Genomic DNA, 19,189 nt, shown 5'->3' on the forward strand with positions numbered 1-19,189 from the left:
TAATATTAAATGTCAGAAGACAAATCCATAAAATTAATTAAAGCAGTAAAAGAACTGAACATTGGCATGGGTACCCTTGTCGATTATTTAGCTACCAAAGGATACAAGGTTGACAAGCATCCTATGGCCAAGCTGGATAACGATATGTACAATGCCCTGTTAAAGGAATTTGCTGTTGACAAAAGTATTAAGGAGGAAGCTAAGCAGATCAGTATCGGAAAGATAAGGAAAGAAGAGCCTGCTGCACAGTTTCCTGAAAAGCCGGTTGAGAACCGCCGTTCGCGCGATTTTGAGAACGAAGAGATACTGATCAAGAATACAGGGCACTTTGCACAGCCGCAGGTTGAGAAACCAAAACCGGCTGAGCCTGCTCCGGCAGTACAAGCTCCTGCACGTTCTGAAGAGCGCAATGACGTATTACCTGGTGTTAAGGTGATTGGGAAAATTGACCTTAACAACCTGAATGCTAAGCCACAGCCACAGGCGGAGAAGCCTGCGGAAAAACCAGTGGAAGTTGTTAAACAACCTGAGCCTGTTGCACAGGCCCCGGCCCCTGCGCCAACGCCGACACCAGCTCCGGCACCTGCCGAGCCAAAGGTTGAAGCGCCAACACCAGTAGCACCGGTTGTACCTGAGCCACCAAAGGTTGAGGCACCAAAACCGGCAGCACCTGTTGTTGCAGAAACGCCTAAAGCCGAAGAGCCAAAAGCGCCTGTTGCTGCACCAGTTGTTGAAAAAGCACCGGTTGTAACACCTCCGGCTGCTCCCGAAACACCGGCTGCACCAGCGCCTGATGAAAGCCAGGAACCGGATGTGATCCGCGCTAAAGCTGAACGTTTAACAGGCCCGAACATTATTGGTAAGATCCAGTTGCCGGTAAATGCGCCAAAACGCAACCCGGTAGCTTCGTCATCAAACTCTAATAACAACTCGGCCGATCATAAACGCAAACGTAAGCGTAAAGATAACCAGGGTAACCCTCATCCGCAGCAAGGCGGTGGTGGCAATCATCCTCACGGCCAGCAAGGCGGTGGTGGCGGTAATCATCCGCAAGGCCAGCAGCCAAGCGGTGGAGGTACCATTAACCCTAACCGTCCGGATTTCAGGAACCGTACACACGGTGCCCCAGGAAACAGCGGACCAGGTCAGGGACAAGGCGGAGGCGGTGGCCACCGTCCGGATTTCAGGAACAACCGTAACAACAATGTTCCTCAAAACAGCGGCCCTAAAGAAGAACCTTCAGAAAAGGATATACAAGATCAGATCAAGGCTACACTTGCACGCTTAAGCGGCGCAGGTAAGTCGGGCAAGTTTGCACAGCGTGCTAAATTCCGTCGTCAAAAACGTGATGACGTGGCTGCAAGTGCCGAAGAGCTGGCAATGGAGCAGGAACTTCAATCAAAAGTATTGAAGGTTACCGAGTTCGTAACAGCAAACGAGCTGGCAAGCATGATGGATGTATCTGTAACGCAGATCATTTCAACCTGTATGAGCCTGGGTATGTTCGTTTCTATTAACCAACGGCTTGATGCCGAAACACTTTCAATTGTGGCCGACGAGTTTGGTTACCAGGTTGAATTTGTGAAACCGCAGGATGAGGAAGCCAACCTTGACCAGCCTGATGATCCGGCCGACCTGGTGACACGTGCACCAATCGTAACCATCATGGGCCACGTTGACCACGGTAAAACCTCATTGCTCGACTTTATACGTAAAACCAACGTAATAGGCGGCGAAGCGGGTGGTATAACCCAGCACATTGGTGCTTACGAAGTAACATTACCTGATAATAAAGGAAAGATCACCTTCCTGGATACACCGGGTCACGAAGCGTTTACCGCTATGCGTGCAAGGGGTGCACAGGTTACGGATATAGTAATTATAGTGATAGCTGCCGACGATAGTGTGATGCCGCAAACCCGCGAGGCCATAAACCACGCGCAGGCTGCAGGTGCACCGATCATCTTCGCTTTCAACAAAATTGACAAGCCGGGCGCCAATGCCGATAAGGTAAGGGAACAACTTTCGGCCATGAATATTTTGGTTGAAGAGTGGGGCGGTAAATACCAGTCGCAGGAAATATCAGCCAAAACAGGCTTAAATGTTGACCTGCTATTGGAAAAAGTATTGCTTGAGGCTGAATTGCTTGAATTGAAAGCCAACCCTAACAAACGTGCCGTAGGTACAGTTATTGAGGCTGCGTTGGATAAAGGCCGTGGTATCGTTACCACCATCCTGGTACAGGCCGGCCGCTTGAAAGTGGGCGATCCGATACTGGCAGGGTGCTACAGCGGTCGTGTAAAAGCGTTAACTAATGAGCGTGGTCAGCGTGTGGACTCGGCAGGGCCTTCAACACCGGTACAGGTATTGGGTATGCAGGGTGCACCAACAGCGGGCGACAAGTTTAATGCGCTTGAAAGCGAAGTTGAAGCACGTGAAATTGCCAACAAACGCTTACAATTACAACGCGAGCAGGGCTTACGTACACAAAAACACATCACCCTTGATGAGATCGGCCGTCGTTTGGCAGTTGGTAACTTTAAGGAGCTTAACATCATTGTTAAAGGTGACGTGGATGGTTCTATCGAGGCCTTGTCAGATTCATTACTGAAACTGTCAACAGAGCAGATCCAGGTGAACATCATCTCGAAAGCGGTAGGTCAGATCTCCGAATCAGACGTATTGCTGGCATCGGCATCTGATGCGATCATCATCGGTTTCCAGGTACGTCCTTCAGGCGGCGCCCGTAAACTGGCCGAAGCCGAGCAGATAGATATCAGGCTGTACTCAATCATCTACGACGCGATCAACGAGATCAAAGCGGCGATGGAAGGTATGCTTGCACCAACCTTTGAAGAGAAGATCGTGGCTAACGTTGAGATCCGCGAAACCTTCAAGATCAGCAAGGTGGGTACTATTGCAGGTTGTATGGTACTTGATGGTAAAATTAACCGTAACAGTAAGATCCGCATCGTTCGTGATGGTGTGGTGATCTACACCGGCGAACTGGCTTCACTGAAGCGCTTTAAAGACGACGTGAAAGAAGTTGCTACAGGTTATGAGTGCGGTTTGAACATCAACAACTTTAACAATATTGAAGTAGGCGACATTGTTGAAGCTTACGAAAACGTAGAAGTTAAACGCAAGCTGGCATAAACAACAACAGCTTTAAAATATCAAGGGCTTATCTGTAAAAGATGAGCCCTTTTTTGTTTAAATACAATATAGTAGTTGCTTGTTATAACGCAGGAGATATTTAGGTATAATTATGACTTTAAGAAATCTTCAAATAAAATCATGTCAATACCGTTTTTTATTGCACGTTTATTAAAGCCAATATCATTAGTGACCAATATAAGTGATTGCTTTTTTGCAACTTCACCAATTAAGGCATCTTTCCATTTTTTGGTACCTCTTGAATTTCCATACAAAGCTCCGCATGTATCACCTATATTATCCAGCCAAGGCTGATCATCATCCCAGTAAATATCGTCTAACCAAATACCAGATTCCAGGTTTAATTTAATAGGATTTAAATCGCTCAGTATTTTAAGCATCTCGTTTCTTCTATTATCAACGGGTATATTTTTTAATTCACTTATCTGAACATTAGTAATATATAGATCGCCCTTGCTTTTAATTAAAGCGATGTTGATCTTTTGATCTAAGATTTGATCGAAAATATTACCATCAAGAATATACCTCTTCATTTATATTGGGTTTAATGTGCTTAAGGAAGCTACCTTATTTGATATGAATGAGATAATCCCATCGACCTAAAATCATTATTCTTTTACGTTCAAAAATGCTATTAGTATTGTACCATAGGATTCTGGACATTTAGAATCTCTGAAATGGAAGAATCTATAGCGGAAGCCCGCTCCAATTTATCTTTTACACTAATTCCAGCTCACTCAATTCCTTCCCCAATTGCTTAATTCCGTTTAGTATTCTGCTTACCTGCTTTTCAGAAGGGGTACGTTTACCGTTAACATATTCAGACAATAAGCTTTTTTGTATGCCGATCCGTTGTCCCAAAGCTGAAGCATTGATCTCTTTATAAAATTCAAAGAATGATGCGAGATCGTATTTAAATGTAATTTGATCAATTGTAGCCGGCTTTTTCTTCGATTCTTCAGCATATAAATTGTAGGCCTCTAAAGCGTTATTTTTTAATTCGGCTATATTGTTACCTGTTGTGACAGCCACTATTAAATCATTTTCTTCATAGTATCCGTCAAAGCCAGTATTGGTTTTGCCAACGGTGAATGTGTGGTTCTTCATGATGTGCTTAGTATTAAATCATCTATCCTTAACGCCGGATCTGCACTTGTAATTAGGATACAAGAAACCTATATGACTGCAAAAAGAGAGACTATTTAAGCCCCGCCTGCTTTTTCAATTTCTCTGCTAACCCTTTTCCCATTTCAGCACTCCAGTGATTTGGGAAAATTAGGTTTTCTGCTTTGTCAGGGTGTCTTAATATAATATGACTTCCCGCCTGTCGAACTTCATACCATCCGGCTTTTTTTAATAAGTTTAAGTAATTCTGAACATTTCATTTCTCCTTCCTTAAGACAACATTAAAGGTAAACAAAACTTCACTTATTGCCAAGGGAAAAGTGAACTTTTGTTTACCTTGCGTTTGCGTGCAATATACAGGTTGCTCGAACTGGTCGAAGTTTAGCGATAGCGTAACTTCGTCCTAAAACGAGTTAAGCTTCCTGCTTAATTTGTTCCTCTTTTTGTAAATCTTGAAAAGAGAATTAATACCGTGAGTGTCTAAAGCGCACAAACAGCATGCTTTTTTTATTTCAGATTGAAGTTACTGGCAATATTTTGTCAGTGTTCAGCTTTTAAAAACAGGGTGTTCAGTCTTTTAAACTAAGATTTTATAACCCATTGGTTATCAATGGTCATCTGTTCAGGGTAGTTTGTTTTAGATTTTTTATAAATTATAAATGCCTGATTATCAATAGCTAATTTTTAGAAAAAAATATCATGTGTTCACACTTTAAAAACTGAACACCAACTGGCGGATAGCATTGACCGGGCGTACAATTACAAAGACAATATCCGGCACTACCACATGCTATGTAACTCTGGCCAGAGACCTTAGTAATCCATCCTGTGTAACAACTTTTTTAACACAATATATTCCCGAATTTAATTTATAATAAATAGGTTTGTTTTAACTGATCTTATAATTTATTATATATGAAATTAAAACTACTCTTTTCGTGTTTAATTACGGCGGGTATTGCAGTGCCCTCGTTTGCGCAGGAACCTGTTGATGCTGCTATGGTTCAAAAAATAAGGGAAGAAGGCCTTAGCCATTCAAAAGTAATGGAAACGGCGTTTTACCTTACTGATGTTTCGGGGCCGAGGCTTGCTAATTCTCCGGGATTAAAACGTGCTCAAAACTGGGCTGTTAATCAACTTAAAACCTGGGGAATGGCTAACGCTAAATTGGAAGCCTGGGGTAAATTCGGCAAAGGCTGGGAAGTTCAAAAAAACTACGCAGCTATCACGGTTCCCTACTATCATGCCATCATCGCCATCCCCAAAGCCTGGACACCCGGCACAAACGGTTTGATCAAAGGCGAAGTCACCCTGATCAAAGCTGATTCTGCCGCCGAGCTTGAGCAATACAAAGGTAAGCTGGCCGGCAAAATTGTGATATTTGATACCAAGGCCCCTACCGAGCGTACCTGGAAAGTTGATGCCGCCCGTTACACCGATGAGGAGCTTGCTGAAATGGAAAACGCCAAAGCTGCTCCCGCTGGTCCGCGCAGGAATGTTGCTGATCCAAATGCAGCACAGATGGCCTCTTTCCGTAAACTACGTGCTTTCAGGACTGCGCTAAGCCAGTTTTTGGTTGATGAAAAAGCAGGGCTGGTATTAAGTCAGGCGCGCGGTACCGATGGTACGGTGTTTACTACCAACGGCGCTTCATATGCTGATACTGCCAAAGCGGTTGCTCCCGAACTTGAAACCAGCAGCGAAGATTACCAGCGCATTTTGCGCCTTGTAAAAGGCGGTCAGCCGGTACAACTGGAAGCTGATATCAAAACACAATTTATTACGGATGACCTGCAGGGTTATGACGTAGTTGCTGAAATTCCGGGTACGGATAAAAAACTGAAAGACCAGGTAGTAATGATAGGCGGTCACCTTGATTCATGGCATGCAGCTACCGGTGCCACCGATAACGCGGCAGGCAGCGCGGTAATGCTGGAGGCTATGCGTATTTTAAAAGCCATTAACTTCAAACCAAAACGTACTATCCGTATCGCGTTATGGAGTTCGGAAGAGCAGGGCTTGTTTGGTTCGCGCGGATATGTAGCTAATCATTTCGGCGATCCTAAAACTATGGAATTAAAACCTGAGCAGGCAAAACTTTCGGCCTACTATAACCTGGATAACGGTACGGGCAAAATTCGCGGGGTATACTTACAGGGCGATTCGGCTGCAGCTCCTATCTTTAAAGCCTGGCTCGAGCCTTTTAAAGATCTTGGCGCAACCACACTTACCATCCGCAACACAGGCGGTACAGATCACCTTTCGTTTGATGCGGTGGGTATTCCTGGCTTCCAATTTATCCAGGACGCCATTGACTACGGTACGCGTACCCACCACAGCAACCAGGACACTTACGATCGCCTGATTGAAGACGATCTTAAACAAGCTGCTACAATTGTTGCTTCGTTTGTTTATCATACCTCACAACGCGCTGAAATGATCCCGCGTAAGGAGTTACCAAAACCACAACCGGCAAGGTAATAATTGCTGTAATTTTAAATAAAAAAGCGATGCCGTGAAGCATCGCTTTTTTATTTAAAATCTTTTTTAATCACATTTTACTCTTGATTGTTGTACAATAACCTTACCTTCTTTTTTAGGAGATCTTTGTTGAAAATATTTTGTTATTTGTTTATTTTCCTTTAATACAGCAGTATGCAGGCAGTTAATTTCCATAAACCGTTTAAATAAATTAATTTTGTATGTTTAATGAACCTATTTATAAAACCCAAAAAGCAAGGGAAATCAACAGACGAGGAACTACTTAGTGATTATCGCGCAAGCGGTAACCTAACAGTTTTGGGCAGCTTATATGAACGATATATGCCCCTTGTTTATGGCGTTTGCCTTAAATATCTGAAGGATGAAGAACTGGCCAAAGATGCTGTAATGGGCATTTTTGAAGAATTGGTTGATAAGGTTAAAAAGCATGAAATTAACCAGTTCAGGAATTGGGTTTATGTACTTGGGCGTAATTATTGTTTGATGCAGCTGCGGAGCGGTAAAAAGATGGAGTTGGTTAATTTAGATGAAGTTATGGAATTTACCCCCTTTTTGCATCCTGATGATAATAACAGGGAAGAAGCGTTGAAAGCTTTGGAAAATTGTATAGCAGGCCTGAACGGCGGACAAAAACAAAGTATCGACCTGTTTTATTTAAAAGAGAAGTGTTATAAAGAAATTGCCGATATAACCGGATATACTTTAAATGAGGTAAAAAGCTATATCCAGAACGGTAAAAGGAATTTGAAAATTTGCCTCGAACGGAACAGTGCATAGTAAAAAGGCAAATATATTGCAAATACAGAAGTATCTCAACGGAGAGCTTGATGCCCGTGCTATGCATAAACTGGAGATGGAGGCACTAAACGACCCTTTTTTGATGGATGCATTGGAAGGATATGAAAACATGGGGACAAGTCAACAATTAAACCTTGGCGACCTTACAGCGAGGCTGCAGCAACGTACAGGAGAAAATAAAGGCCGTGTAATACCATGGACTGTTTGGCCCATTGCGGCTTCGGTTTTAATTGCATTAAGTTTAGGTGGTCTTTATCTTAACAGGGCGTCTAAACCCGAATTGCAGAGCAATAATATTGCAGAAAACAAAAATTCTACGCCGCCTCTGGCTGCCGCTGCCGATACCATAAAAATAACCGACACGGTTAAAAAAGCGAATACAAATCTGCCAGGAACTGTGCAGGCACCTTTAATTGCGGTAACCAAAAAAACAAGAAAAATAAAGCAATCGGCTAATGCGCTTTATCAACAGGAGATCTCGGCCGGTGATAATAAAACTGCCGGCAGTATCACCCCTCCGGCAGGCAGCAATATGTTGGCAGAACCGGTAGCTCCTGCGCCAGCAGCCAAAGATAAGGTTGTACTAAAAGAAGAAAGCAATTTAAGTGAACGGATAGTAGCCGGATATACAGCTCCAATTGTTAAAAAAGATACAGCAAGCTCGGATGCGATTCTATTGAGAGCGAATACTACCGTAGCCAAATCAAAAGGCCCGCTGCAATTTAAATTGCCCGGAAAGGTTGATGGCGTTACATCTTCACCGACAACTGTTTTTGGTGGCAAAGCGGCAGCCGAGTCGTTATACATTGCCGGTACCATTATTTCCAGAGATGATGGCTCTCCGTTGATTGGCGCAGCAATCAGGATCAAAGGCACCAATCGAAGTACGGTAACTGATGTAAACGGGAAATTTGCACTGAGCTCGCCGGGTGATAAAGCTACGCTTGACGTGGTTTATATTGGTTACGAACCAAGACAGATTAGTGCAACACGCGGTGATAGTGTCAAAGTAGCGCTTAAGCCCGATTCCAGGGCGTTGAGTGAAGTGGTAGTAACTACATCTAAAAGAGATGATGACAATAGCGATGTAAGCGTCACGGCGGCACATCCGCAGTTGGGTTGGGGCAGTTTGAAAAAATACCTGCAAACCAATGCAGTATTGCCTGATAATACTACTGGCACGGTTACCGTAACCTTTACGGTATTTCCGAGTGGCATAATCGATGAGTTCAGTGTTAAAAAGAGCCTGAATGAAACGGCTGATCAAAAGGCTATCGAACTCATTAAAAATGGCCCCTCATGGGTTGGCAGCACCAACAACAAGCCCGAGGTTGTTACTGTAAAGGTTAAATTCCAAAAGCAGAAATAAGAAATCATTCCTAATAAAAAAGGCTGTGTCGATCTACTCTCGACACAGCCTTTTTTATATCTTTTAGTGTTGTCTTATTGTCCGGTAGTTTTCTTCTTATCAGCAAAAGCGAACACTTTTTGCAATAAAGGTGTGGTGCGTGCACCAAGATTTTGGCGGATGTTAAGTTCTTCTTTAGCTATCTCCACAAATAAGCCGTCGATAGCTTTTTGGGTAACATAATCGGTAATATCCGGATTTAGCTTTTTTACAAATGGTACTTTATTGTAGGCCTGGGCTGCATCTGTATAGTATTTGGTAGCGTTCACCTTGTTTAAGCTGCCTTGAATAACAGGCTTAAATTGGAGACTTAATTTTGCTGTGGTAGTGCGTTTAAAGTATTGTGTTGCTGCATCCTGACTGCCCAATAAAATATTGGTAACATCCTGCAGGGTCATTTGCTTAATGGCATCAACAAAAATAGGCTTTGCCTGCTTTGCGGCATCTTCGGCAGCACGGTTAAGCGAAAGGATCACATTATCGCAAAGGCTGTTTAAACCAAGTCCGCGTAAAGTTTTTTCTGCTTTCTGAGCTTCGGGCGGAAAAAGGATTTTAATGGCGGCATTGCCAAAAAAACCATTAAGTGCCGATAGCTGATCTGAACTTTTTCCGGTGCCTATTTCAAGGGCTTGTTTTAAACCATTACCAATTTCAAGAGACGAGGGTGTTCCCTGGTTTTGTACGGTGGCGTTGGCTACCTGGTTCAGCGTATCACAACTGGTTAAGGTAATAAAGGCTATTAAAGCGGGAATAATGATCAGTCTTGTTTTCATAGTAAGAGTAAAGCTAACAAAATTACCGTCGGTTTGCCTATGCAAAGAAATGTAACAATGCAAATACACCGGCTGCTATGAGTGCCGAAATAGGTATGGTAATGATCCAGGCCCAAACCAGATTAATGGTTACGCCCCAGCGTACCGCGGATACACGTTTGGTTAAGCCTACGCCAATAATTGAACCAGTAATAGTATGTGTTGTTGACACCGGGATCCCGAAACGCTCGGTAATAAATAATGTAATAGCACCAGCGGTTTCAGCACTTACACCTTCAAGCGGAGTAACCTTGGTTATTTTTGACCCCATGGTTTTAACAATTTTCCAACCGCCCGACATAGTACCGGCAGCAATAGCCGAATAACAAGCTAACGGGATCCACTCAGGCATTACCGAGCCCGGTTTAATAACCTTTGAAGCAATCAGGGTTACATATAAAATCCCCATCACTTTTTGTGCATCGTTACCACCGTGAGCAAAGCTTAATGCTGCCGATGACACCAACTGCATACGCTTAAACCAACGTTCGGCAGTGGCTGGTCTTGCAGCTTTGCACAGGTGTAGTATTAATATGGTTACAACATAGGCTATGATCAAACCAATAAACGGCGCCAATACGATGTAAGCAACAATTTTAAGTACATATTGCATTTCAACAGCATGGAGGGCATTAGCGCCCATGTAAAGCGCATTGGTCATACCGGCTCCGGCGAAGCCGCCAATAAGGGTGTGTGACGAACTGGAAGGGATTCCGAACCACCAGGTAAACAGGTTCCAGGTGATGGCGGCTACTAAACCTGCCAGGATCACATGCAGGGTAACATACTGCTCCAATACAATTTTTGATACGGTATTGGCTACTTTATGGTCTTTGATAAAAAAGTAAGCGGCAAAGTTGAATACCGCAGCCATTAACACAGCCTGAAAAGGCGTTAACACTTTGGTAGATACGATGGTAGCAATTGAGTTAGCTGCATCATGAAAGCCATTGGTATAATCAAACAACAGGGCGAGTACAACAATAACTACAAGTAGGGAAGTAACCATTTAGCTGGGGATAAGATTTACTTAAGCGTTTTTAACTAAGATTGACTCCATAACATTAGCTGCATCTTCACACATATCGGTGGCAGTTTCCAGAGCGGCTAATATTTCTTTGTATTTGATCAGGCGGATCGCATCCTTTTCGTACAGGAACAGATCGGCTACGGCGCGGTCAAAAACATAATCGGCCTGGTTTTCAACACTGTTTATCCTGATGCATGAATCGGCTATGTTGCGTACATTTCTGAGATCTTTCAGTTCTTTTACAGCTTTTTCCAAATCAATGCTGGCCTGCAATATCAGGTCAGATAGTTTGCGGATATGCTCATTCAAATCATCTATCCGGTACAGGCTCATGCGGTTTGCAGCGCCTTGTATATAATCGGCTACGTCATCAATGGCTGTTGCAAGGGCATGGATATCCTCACGATCAAACGGTGTGATGAAGTTTTTGCCAAGCTCCAGGTAAATCTGGTGAGTGTATTCGTCGCCTTTATTTTCCAGTTTGTCAATCTGTTTGTATAGGTCCTCACGGGTTTGGGCGTTGTTGGAGTTAACTGCTTCAACCAGTATTGTTGCCATGGCTACAACATTGGCTGCGGCTTGTTCAAACAGCGGGAAGAATATCTTTTTATCCTTGGGTACAAAATACTGGAATATACTGTTAAGCGACATAGTGATTTTAAATTGGTGTAAAGGTACGGTTAGTATGTTAAATTATTGTTAACTTTTTAGTGCAGGTAAATTCGGGAATGGGATGGTTTGTTTAGCCCTCGCCAGTGTAAAACCAAAGGTTGAGCCCAGCCCCTCGGTACTGCGCACATTTATGGTTTGCTGATGGGCTTCAATAATATGCTTTACAATAGCCAGCCCTAACCCTGAGCCGCCAATCTGCCTTGAACGACTGCTGTCGGTACGGAAAAAGCGTTCAAATAACCGTGATAAAAACTTCTCTTCAATGCCGATACCGTCATCCGTAACTTCAACCAAAACCTGGTCATGTAATACAAAAAGACTTACCGAAGTGCTGCCTTCTTCTTTGCCGTACTTAAACGAGTTATCTATCAGGTTTACCAATACCTGTCTTATCTTTTCCCTGTCGGCATTTACCACAATAGGTTCATCATATTTTTGTTTAAATATAAGTTTGATGTGGTATTGCTTGCCCTTGATCTCCAACGATTCAAAAACCTCTTTTATCAGGTCATTGATCTTGAATTTGGTGTAATTAATAGGCATCTCACCCGATTCAAGCTTTGAAATTTCATCAAGATCTTTAATCAGGTAACTCAGACGGTCTACATTTTTTGAGGCTTTCTCCAGGAACTGACGGGCCATTTCCCTATCCTCCATGTCATCATCCTGCAGGGCTTCTATATAGCCTTGTATAGCAAAAAGCGGGGTCTTAAACTCGTGCGAGATATTGGATAAAAAATCGCGGCGAAATTTTTCCTGTTTACGCAGTTCATCTATTTCTGTCTTTTTCTGTTTGGCCCATTCTTTTACCTCCTGCTCCACATCGGCAATGGGGTTAGCGCTTACATGTTCTCCAAGGGCATCCCTGAGATCGCGGCCTAACTTCAAATTGTGGATCAGTTTATAAATTAGCTTGATACGGGAGTAGATGTATTTTTCGATGAGGTAGTAAAAAACGAAGTAACTTACACCAAGGGCTACCGAAAAAGTAACCATTACATCATACCATTTATGCTGAAAATAAAAGTTAACGGCCGATAGCGTAATTGCCACGCCAAGCGAGGTTGTTAAAACCAGTACACGCAAGTTCATAGCGTAAAGCTACGATTTATAGATGATTAACTCCCATCTGAAAGGCCAGCGCCATGTTAATTTAAAGTTATCAATTTGTGCTTTTTTTAATAAAGCTAATAATTCGTGTTTTTTAAAGCCCCGCATAACCGAAAGCGGGCCATCGTTTCGGGCCATGGCATTGCGGGTAAAAACCCGGGTTATGAACACTATGGCATGGTATAAAAGCCAGTGCCTGTGCAGGTCGGTAATGATGATCCCTTTTTGTGCCGATGCCTCCATATTTTTAATAAGTTTAACCCAGCGCTCATCATCAAAATGGTGGGTGAACAGGCTGCAGATAATCACATCGGCCGGTTTGATGAGGTAGGCCTCGTCAATAACATCGGCTTGGGTAATGCTGATGTTTCTATATCCTCCAGCTTGCTGCCGGGCATAGTTAACCGCTGCCGGTGCTGCGTCAACTCCGTTCAACTCAAGGTCGATTTGTTTGCTTTTAGCCCATTTGGCGATGGCAATCAGGGTATCTCCTCCTCCGCAGCCCCAGTCGCTTACAGAATAGCCATTACTTACAGCGAATTTCTTTAATGACTTGATAATACTTTTATGGCCGCCAAACAGGGCATTCATTTTTCCCAGGCCTTCAAGCACTGGTGTGATCTCGGCCGATGGCAGATCAAAATCATCCATGATTTCCGGGGTATCTGTTCGGTAACTTAAATCGGGCATATAATATGAAAGCTAAAAGCAGAATGCATAAAGCCTAAAGCTGATGTTTTTTTTAAAGTCATTTATCAACCTTTGGTGAAATTTATTAACAGACTCTATAATATAATACGCTTAAGTTAGGCAAATGGTTGGCCGTGGGTTTTACTAATCAGGTATTGTGCTACCGAAGGCAGGTGGCCGAGTGTATTTAAAGTAACGGCGGTCATGTTATCATTACCAAACAAACGCTGTAACTGCCTGCCTACCCAAAGCCTTTGAGCAAACTGTTTGTTCCAGCTTTGAGTATAATCCTGCTCAAGGCTGGTGCGTTTTTCAGGATTAAAGTTCCCCGGTTTATAGTGCGTAATAATTTTTTCTGAAAGAATTTTGGCCGAATGGATGGCCATGGTCATACCATTGCCGCATAACGGGGCTATCATCCCGGCAGTATCTCCGCTCATGAAGATATGGTTATCAACAGGTGCTTTTTTCTCGAACGAGATCTCGTTGATCACCTCGGGTTTATCCAGCAAAAATTTAGCATTGCGAAAAATCTCATCTAAATAAGGGTTTTTGCGGATCACGTTCTCTTCCAGGGACTGTAAAGTACCGTATTTGCGCAGGTCATCACGGTGGGCCATATAACACATACAGTACCTGTCCCCATCGGTTTTACTTACACCACAATAGCCGTCTTTATAATTATTAAGCTGGATGAGATCCGTAGGGAAATCCATCTGCAAATGAAATTTTACGGCGAGGTACGGGCTCCGTTTATAAAAGAATGGCCGTTTAAGTTTCTGATCGAGATTGGAGCGTTTACCGAACGAACCGATAGTCAGCGGGGCGGTTAATGTTTTGCCCGGAGTTACTACCTCAAACTGTTCAGCGGCGAAACGGATATCCTCTACCCGGGTGCCAACTAAAAAATCAACCCCTTCGACAAGGGCTTTTTGGTACAAGAAATTATCAAATGTAAACCGGCTTAAGCCAAAACCACCCAGGTCGAGTTTTTGCGAAAGTTTAGTTCCGGATGATGCCGTAACCTCTAAGCGGTTAATGCGGGCTACATTAAGTTCGTTAAGATCAATATCAAGCGAAGACAGAAAAGGGATCACTTCGTTGGAGATATATTCGCCGCAAACGCGGTGCATGGGGTAGGTCTTCTTTTCGATGACTGTAACCTTAAGCCCGGCACGGTTCAGCAATATGGCATTGAACAATCCTGCCAAACCACCACCAATTACAATTACATCGCTCATGGCTTAATGCATTTCAAGTATCATCCCCTCAACCGTTAACCCCGGACCAAAAGCGAAACTCAGGATCTTTTGATCAACCAGATTACCCGCCTTTAGCATTTTATCCAGCACAAACAAGATTGTAGCTGACGACATGTTGCCATACTCCTGCAAAACCTGGTAGGCAAAGGCATTACTTTCTTCAGGAAGTTCCAAGGCATCTTCAACGGCCTCTAAAATGGTACGCCCGCCGGGATGGACGGCGTAAGCCGTGATATCTCCCATGGAAGTTTTTGCCTTCAGCAGAAATCTGTCGGTAAGCGCTTTGATATGTTTTTTGATCTGTTTGGATACTTTTGAGGTAAGCTTCATTTCAAACCCGGTATTGCCAACATACCAGCCCATCTCGTTCCGGGCTTCGGTAACAAATTCTGAATAGAAATTTTTGAGCGAGAGATAATTACCATTGCCCAACCGTTTAGCTGTATTTTCAACCAATACGGCTGCCGCACCATCCGAAAATAAGGAGTTAGCAACCCAGTTATCCAGGGTATTCGCTTTTTGAAAATGCAGGGTACAAAGTTCCACGCTCACTACAAGCACTTTAGCATCGGCATCGGCACGACAAATATAGTCGGCCACTTTAAGGCCGTTTATGGCACCATAGCAACCCATAAAATTAATGCAGGTACGTTCGGTGTCCCGGTTCAGTTGCAGCCTGTCGACCAGTTCAATATCAATTCCCGGCGCATGCATACCTGTGCAGCTAATAGTTACCAGGTGAGTGATATTCTCTGTAATGTCATCATCGAAATTTTGAAGACAGTTTTTAGCTGCATCCATCGCGATGGCAATGGCCTCTTTTTCGTAAAGCTTCAATCGCTTTTGTGTATCGGGAAATGGTTCGAGCCCGGCTGATTGCTCAAAGAAGGTAAAATCGGCAGGGTCATGGTATCCAAAATCAGGAATCACCGAATAGCGGTAGTCAATTCCCGAGTGATCATAAATACCTTTTAACCTCGTGGCATTAGTTGCATCCAATCCAAAGGCGTTAGCCATGAAATGGTAAATATCCTGCTGGGCAATACGATTGGCGGGATTTGCTATCCCGATAGCACTGATGCAACTCTCCATTAAAAATAGTTAAACCTGTTTTATTTGCTGATCTCCGCCTCAACCGAAACATTAGCCTCATTTGAAAGGATCAGGTTTTTGCCGCCTATGCCAAAATCCGTCCTTAATATCAGGAAGCTTCCTTTCAGCTGAGCAGTATTACCAGTTTCCACGTAGGTAAAAGGTATTTCGATCAACTTTGTTTTATCTCTTATAGTTACGTTAAAATTGCCGGTATAGTTGCTCCCGCTTTTACGTTTAAATGAAACAGATTTCAGCGTGATCTTAGGGTATTTAACTACATCAAAATAATCTTCACTTTTAAGGTGGTTATCGCGGCTTTCGTTATCGCTATTCACGGTACTTGAAGCAACGGATGCTTCAATAGAGCTACCTGCCAAATCATTGGGTTTAAACCTAATATCGGCCTGTAAACCACTGAAGGTACCAGCCACATTAAAACCCAGGTTTTTGATCTTAAAGCTAACGTCTGATTTAGTTACTGTTTGCGCAAAGCCCGCTGTGGCCGCAAAAATTAAAAGTATAGCTATATAAATTTTCTTATTCATGTTACATTAACGTTGTTTCCAAACATAATAATTTATGCTGTACAATTTTTTATATTAAAGGTTGTAAGTTTATAACGTTACCGGGGCAACTATAAATTGCTTTTGAGAGTATTTACCAGCAAAACAGCAACGATGAAATTTAATCAATTTATTCCTACCCGGTCGGCATTGGCGCATTTGCGGTTTGTATTTTCTGTTTTTTTGCTGCCGGTGTACCTGTTTGCCTTTAGCCAGGCCAATACCGTAAAAACATCGACAGCTGTGCTTGTATTTTTCATATGGCATTTTCTTGCTTTCCCGGCCAGTAACGGCTACAACAGCTATTTTGATAAGGATGAAGATAGCATTGCCCTGTTAGCCAAACCGCCCGAAGTAGATATCAGCCTGTATTATTTTTCTATTTTACTGGAAGCGATAGCGTTTTTGCTTGGTTTTATCATCAGCTGGGAATTTGCCTTTGCGGTACTCATTTATGGCATTATGTCAAAGCTTTATAGCCATCCGGCTACCCGCTTAAAGAAATATCCTATTATTAGCTTTTTGACAGTGTTTATTTTCCAGGGATGTTTTATTTATTATACCACCTACACCGCCCTTACCGGGATAAGCCTGTTTGGTCATTGGGATTTAGGCTTAATTATTCCCGGTGCTATCAGCTCCTGCCTGATTGGGGCCTCGTATCCGCTAACCCAGGTTTACCAGCACGAGGAAGATGGCAGGCGGGGAGATAAAACGCTCAGTATCGTTTTAGGCTATAAAGGCTCTTTTATTTTTTCGGGGGTATTGTTTGCGGCAGGGATAGCCTTATCTTATTACTACTGGCATTTGGCCGGCATGATGCTTAATTTTTATTTTTTCCTGCTGTGTGCCGCGCCAATATTCATTTTTTTCAACTACTGGTTTTATAAGGTGGGCAAGTCGACGGAGAACGCCAACTTTAAAAATGCCATGCGGATGAACTTTATCAGCTCGGGTTGTATGCTGATTTATTTTGGGGTGTTGGCTGTGTTTAGTTGAAGGAGATACATAATCCTAAGAACAACGCCTAACCCAAAACGTCATTGCTGTAAGGTACGAAGCAATCCCAAACTGTACAGAGAAACTTGCATAGCTGCTCTACTTCTCGGGGATTGCTTCGTACTTCGCAATGACGTGTTGTATTATAGCAATTTCTACTACTGCTTCGCAGCCCAGGCATCCATCTTCGCTTCAAAAACAGCCATTGGCATAGCTCCGTCTTTCAACACCTGGTCATGGAACTCGGCGATGTTGAATTTGCTGCCTAATTGTTTTTCATATTTAGTGCGCAACTCGCGGATCTTGAGTGCGCCTATTTTATAGCTTAGTGCCTGAGCGGGGATAGCCATGTAACGTTCAATTTCGGCGGTTGCACCCTGCTCGCTGATGGCTTCATTATCCATCATGTATTTAACAGCCTGCTCGCGGGTCATGCCTTTGGTATGGATGGCCACATCAACCACTAAACGGATAGCGCGGTGGATTTCATCTCCTAACGCACCCATATGCTGGTATGGATCGGTATATAAACCAAGCTCTTTACCCAACGATTCGCAATACAGGGCCCAGCCTTCTACATAGGCAGTTTCCCCGCCGTCAAACCTGCGAAATTTTGGCAATGATGCATTTTCCTGGGTTAGCGAGATCTGGTAATGGTGGCCAGGAATAGCTTCATGCAAAAACAATGACTCCATACCCGATGTAGTATTAAACTTGGTAGCATCCAGTATCGGTACATAAAAAATTCCCGGACGGGTGCCATCTGCCGACCCTTGATTATACTCCGCACTTGCCGATGCCGCACGGAAAGCCTCAGTTTGCCTGATCTCGAATGGCGTTTTAGGCACATGGTTAAACATTTTCTTCAGGTTTGGCTCCATACGTTTATGAATGTTCTCGAAAGCATCAAGTACGTCCTTCGGCGTTTTATAAGGCGTAAACTTTGGGTCGGTTTTCATGTACTCGAAAAACGCTTTGAGGTCGCCTTTAAAGCCTACACTGGTCTTAATGCTATCCATTAATCCGCGGATGCGGGCAACTTCTTTTAGTCCAAGCTGATAAATTTCTTCAGGGGTTTTATCGGTGGTGGTTTGCTGTTTAACTAAGTAGGTGTATTTAGCTGTACCATCCGGCAGTAACGAAAAACCTGAAGTAGCGCGCGCATGTGGCAAATACTCGTTTTTAAGGTAATCGGCCAGTTTTTGGTATGTTGGGTTGACTACAGTAGTAATAGCTTTTTTATAGGCCTCGGTTAGCTGCTTTTTATCCGCATCCGAAAAATCCTTCGGCATGTTCGTAACCGGTCCATAGAATAAGCTTTTCTCTACATCTTTTGAAACCAGGTCCTGCATTTCGGGGATCATTTTAACAACCAGTGATTTTGGCAATACTACACCCGTTTTAATTCCTTTATTAAAATTAGAGATAGCAGTATCAGCCCAGATCTGGAATGCTGATAAACGTTTCAGCCAGTCGTTATAATCAACAACCGATTTAAAAGGCTGTGCCCCGGATCCCGAACCCAGTTGCCCCATAGTAATTGGCAGGGCATAAAACTGGTTAAAAGGCATGTACTCAAAATGATGCTTAAAGTTGTCAAGCGCCAGCTGTACCTCGTAGGTGAAAATATCGTAGGATAGCTGATCATCAGCATTTAGTTCCGCCCTTTCAAAGTTTTTTACTTTTGACAGGTAAACCGAGTTATAATCATAGGCCTTTTTCAAAAATTCAGCTGAGCCATCGTTAGGCAGCAGATCATTATAACGCCTGTCGCCGATGTAAGTAGCATTTAGCGGATAAAGCTTTAAGCCATCCTGGAAATAATCTTCAAAAACTTTAGCCAGATCTTTGTTAGCTGGGATGCTGCTGTCTGCATCGGTTGATTTAGGCTGGTTGCAGGCTGCAAATGAACCTGCTATAAATAGCATGAGTAATATTTTTTTCAT

The 19,189-nt window shown here is 43.2% G+C and carries 16 protein-coding genes and 1 pseudogene; 5 read left to right on the forward strand and 12 right to left on the reverse strand.

Features of this window, described 5'->3' with window-relative positions; translation table 11 throughout:
- Window positions 1–9: 9 nt before the first annotated feature.
- Window positions 10–3,156, forward strand: a complete 3,147-nt coding sequence (gene infB / locus AC1DUD_RS01005) for a translation initiation factor IF-2 (protein ID WP_477370334.1) — start codon at window positions 10–12, stop codon at window positions 3,154–3,156.
- Window positions 3,157–3,266: 110 nt separating this feature from the next.
- Here the strand turns inward: infB and AC1DUD_RS01010 are convergent, their stop codons facing one another.
- The 3 genes and pseudogenes from AC1DUD_RS01010 to AC1DUD_RS01020 all read right to left on the reverse strand — a co-directional run.
- Entirely contained in the window at window positions 3,267–3,710 is a 444-nt protein-coding gene (locus tag AC1DUD_RS01010; protein WP_477370338.1) for a hypothetical protein, read from the reverse strand.
- Between the two features lie 184 nt (window positions 3,711–3,894).
- Complete coding sequence (locus AC1DUD_RS01015; RefSeq protein ID WP_477370342.1) at window positions 3,895–4,284, reverse strand: helix-turn-helix domain-containing protein; 390 nt, start codon at window positions 4,282–4,284, stop codon at window positions 3,895–3,897.
- Window positions 4,285–4,375: 91 nt separating this feature from the next.
- A pseudogene (locus AC1DUD_RS01020) lies at window positions 4,376–4,525 on the reverse strand (type II toxin-antitoxin system HicA family toxin); the annotation flags it as partial.
- A gap of 692 nt (window positions 4,526–5,217) precedes the next feature.
- Between AC1DUD_RS01020 and AC1DUD_RS01025 the strand changes: the two are divergent.
- From AC1DUD_RS01025 to AC1DUD_RS01035, 3 genes are all read left to right on the forward strand, one after another.
- Window positions 5,218–6,783 carry a M28 family metallopeptidase gene (locus AC1DUD_RS01025; RefSeq protein ID WP_477370345.1) on the forward strand — a complete coding sequence of 522 codons (1,566 nt, stop codon included), beginning with the start codon at window positions 5,218–5,220 and terminating at the stop codon, window positions 6,781–6,783.
- A 228-nt stretch (window positions 6,784–7,011) separates the two neighbouring features.
- Entirely contained in the window at window positions 7,012–7,581 is a 570-nt protein-coding gene (locus tag AC1DUD_RS01030; protein WP_477370347.1) for an RNA polymerase sigma factor, read from the forward strand.
- A 16-nt stretch (window positions 7,582–7,597) separates the two neighbouring features.
- On the forward strand, window positions 7,598–8,971 hold the full coding sequence (locus AC1DUD_RS01035; protein ID WP_477370350.1) for a carboxypeptidase-like regulatory domain-containing protein: 1,374 nt from the start codon (window positions 7,598–7,600) through the stop codon (window positions 8,969–8,971).
- A gap of 74 nt (window positions 8,972–9,045) precedes the next feature.
- Here AC1DUD_RS01035 and AC1DUD_RS01040 read toward each other — a convergent pair whose 3' ends face one another.
- The 8 genes from AC1DUD_RS01040 to AC1DUD_RS01075 form a co-directional block, all read right to left on the reverse strand.
- Window positions 9,046–9,783 (reverse strand): DUF4197 domain-containing protein, encoded by a 738-nt coding sequence (locus tag AC1DUD_RS01040; protein WP_477370353.1) that lies wholly within the window; start codon window positions 9,781–9,783, stop codon window positions 9,046–9,048.
- A gap of 37 nt (window positions 9,784–9,820) precedes the next feature.
- On the reverse strand, window positions 9,821–10,831 hold the full coding sequence (locus AC1DUD_RS01045) for an inorganic phosphate transporter (protein ID WP_477370356.1): 1,011 nt from the start codon (window positions 10,829–10,831) through the stop codon (window positions 9,821–9,823).
- 21 nt (window positions 10,832–10,852) lie between these two features.
- The gene (locus AC1DUD_RS01050; RefSeq protein WP_091209670.1) at window positions 10,853–11,503 is read right to left on the reverse strand and encodes a DUF47 domain-containing protein; all 651 of its coding nucleotides are present in this window, start codon (window positions 11,501–11,503) and stop codon (window positions 10,853–10,855) included.
- A gap of 48 nt (window positions 11,504–11,551) precedes the next feature.
- Window positions 11,552–12,616: a sensor histidine kinase gene (locus AC1DUD_RS01055; protein ID WP_477370360.1), complete on the reverse strand. Its 1,065-nt coding sequence runs from the start codon at window positions 12,614–12,616 to the stop codon at window positions 11,552–11,554.
- Window positions 12,617–12,625: 9 nt separating this feature from the next.
- Window positions 12,626–13,324, reverse strand: a complete 699-nt coding sequence (locus AC1DUD_RS01060; RefSeq protein ID WP_477370363.1) for a methyltransferase domain-containing protein — start codon at window positions 13,322–13,324, stop codon at window positions 12,626–12,628.
- Window positions 13,325–13,440: 116 nt separating this feature from the next.
- Window positions 13,441–14,565, reverse strand: a complete 1,125-nt coding sequence (locus tag AC1DUD_RS01065) for an NAD(P)/FAD-dependent oxidoreductase (protein ID WP_477370366.1) — start codon at window positions 14,563–14,565, stop codon at window positions 13,441–13,443.
- A 3-nt stretch (window positions 14,566–14,568) separates the two neighbouring features.
- The gene (locus AC1DUD_RS01070; RefSeq protein WP_477370370.1) at window positions 14,569–15,678 is read right to left on the reverse strand and encodes a type III polyketide synthase; all 1,110 of its coding nucleotides are present in this window, start codon (window positions 15,676–15,678) and stop codon (window positions 14,569–14,571) included.
- A gap of 20 nt (window positions 15,679–15,698) precedes the next feature.
- Window positions 15,699–16,226, reverse strand: coding sequence for a YceI family protein (locus AC1DUD_RS01075; RefSeq protein ID WP_477370373.1), 528 nt, complete (start codon window positions 16,224–16,226; stop codon window positions 15,699–15,701).
- A 132-nt stretch (window positions 16,227–16,358) separates the two neighbouring features.
- On the opposite strand from AC1DUD_RS01075, the gene AC1DUD_RS01080 reads away from it, so the two are divergent.
- Complete coding sequence (locus tag AC1DUD_RS01080; protein ID WP_477370376.1) at window positions 16,359–17,243, forward strand: UbiA family prenyltransferase; 885 nt, start codon at window positions 16,359–16,361, stop codon at window positions 17,241–17,243.
- 158 nt (window positions 17,244–17,401) lie between these two features.
- Here the strand turns inward: AC1DUD_RS01080 and AC1DUD_RS01085 are convergent, their stop codons facing one another.
- A complete protein-coding gene (locus AC1DUD_RS01085; RefSeq protein ID WP_477370379.1) occupies window positions 17,402–19,189 on the reverse strand; it encodes a DUF885 domain-containing protein in 1,788 nt (595 codons plus the stop codon).

Source organism: Mucilaginibacter sp. P4_A11 (assembly GCF_056402535.1).

Bases quoted from the DNA above. Each gene is read 5' to 3' on its own strand.
- infB (WP_477370334.1), top strand. From the start codon at position 10: ATGTCAGAAGACAAATCCATAAAATTAATTAAAGCAGTAAAAGAACTG.
- AC1DUD_RS01010 (WP_477370338.1), bottom strand. From the start codon at position 3,710: ATGAAGAGGTATATTCTTGATGGTAATATTTTCGATCAAATCTTAGAT.
- AC1DUD_RS01015 (WP_477370342.1), bottom strand. From the start codon at position 4,284: ATGAAGAACCACACATTCACCGTTGGCAAAACCAATACTGGCTTTGAC.
- AC1DUD_RS01025 (WP_477370345.1), top strand. From the start codon at position 5,218: ATGAAATTAAAACTACTCTTTTCGTGTTTAATTACGGCGGGTATTGCA.
- AC1DUD_RS01030 (WP_477370347.1), top strand. From the start codon at position 7,012: ATGAACCTATTTATAAAACCCAAAAAGCAAGGGAAATCAACAGACGAG.
- AC1DUD_RS01040 (WP_477370353.1), bottom strand. From the start codon at position 9,783: ATGAAAACAAGACTGATCATTATTCCCGCTTTAATAGCCTTTATTACC.
- AC1DUD_RS01045 (WP_477370356.1), bottom strand. From the start codon at position 10,831: ATGGTTACTTCCCTACTTGTAGTTATTGTTGTACTCGCCCTGTTGTTT.
- AC1DUD_RS01050 (WP_091209670.1), bottom strand. From the start codon at position 11,503: ATGTCGCTTAACAGTATATTCCAGTATTTTGTACCCAAGGATAAAAAG.
- AC1DUD_RS01055 (WP_477370360.1), bottom strand. From the start codon at position 12,616: ATGAACTTGCGTGTACTGGTTTTAACAACCTCGCTTGGCGTGGCAATT.
- AC1DUD_RS01060 (WP_477370363.1), bottom strand. From the start codon at position 13,324: ATGCCCGATTTAAGTTACCGAACAGATACCCCGGAAATCATGGATGAT.
- AC1DUD_RS01065 (WP_477370366.1), bottom strand. From the start codon at position 14,565: ATGAGCGATGTAATTGTAATTGGTGGTGGTTTGGCAGGATTGTTCAAT.
- AC1DUD_RS01070 (WP_477370370.1), bottom strand. From the start codon at position 15,678: ATGGAGAGTTGCATCAGTGCTATCGGGATAGCAAATCCCGCCAATCGT.
- AC1DUD_RS01075 (WP_477370373.1), bottom strand. From the start codon at position 16,226: ATGAATAAGAAAATTTATATAGCTATACTTTTAATTTTTGCGGCCACA.
- AC1DUD_RS01080 (WP_477370376.1), top strand. From the start codon at position 16,359: ATGAAATTTAATCAATTTATTCCTACCCGGTCGGCATTGGCGCATTTG.
- AC1DUD_RS01085 (WP_477370379.1), bottom strand. From the start codon at position 19,189: ATGAAAAAAATATTACTCATGCTATTTATAGCAGGTTCATTTGCAGCC.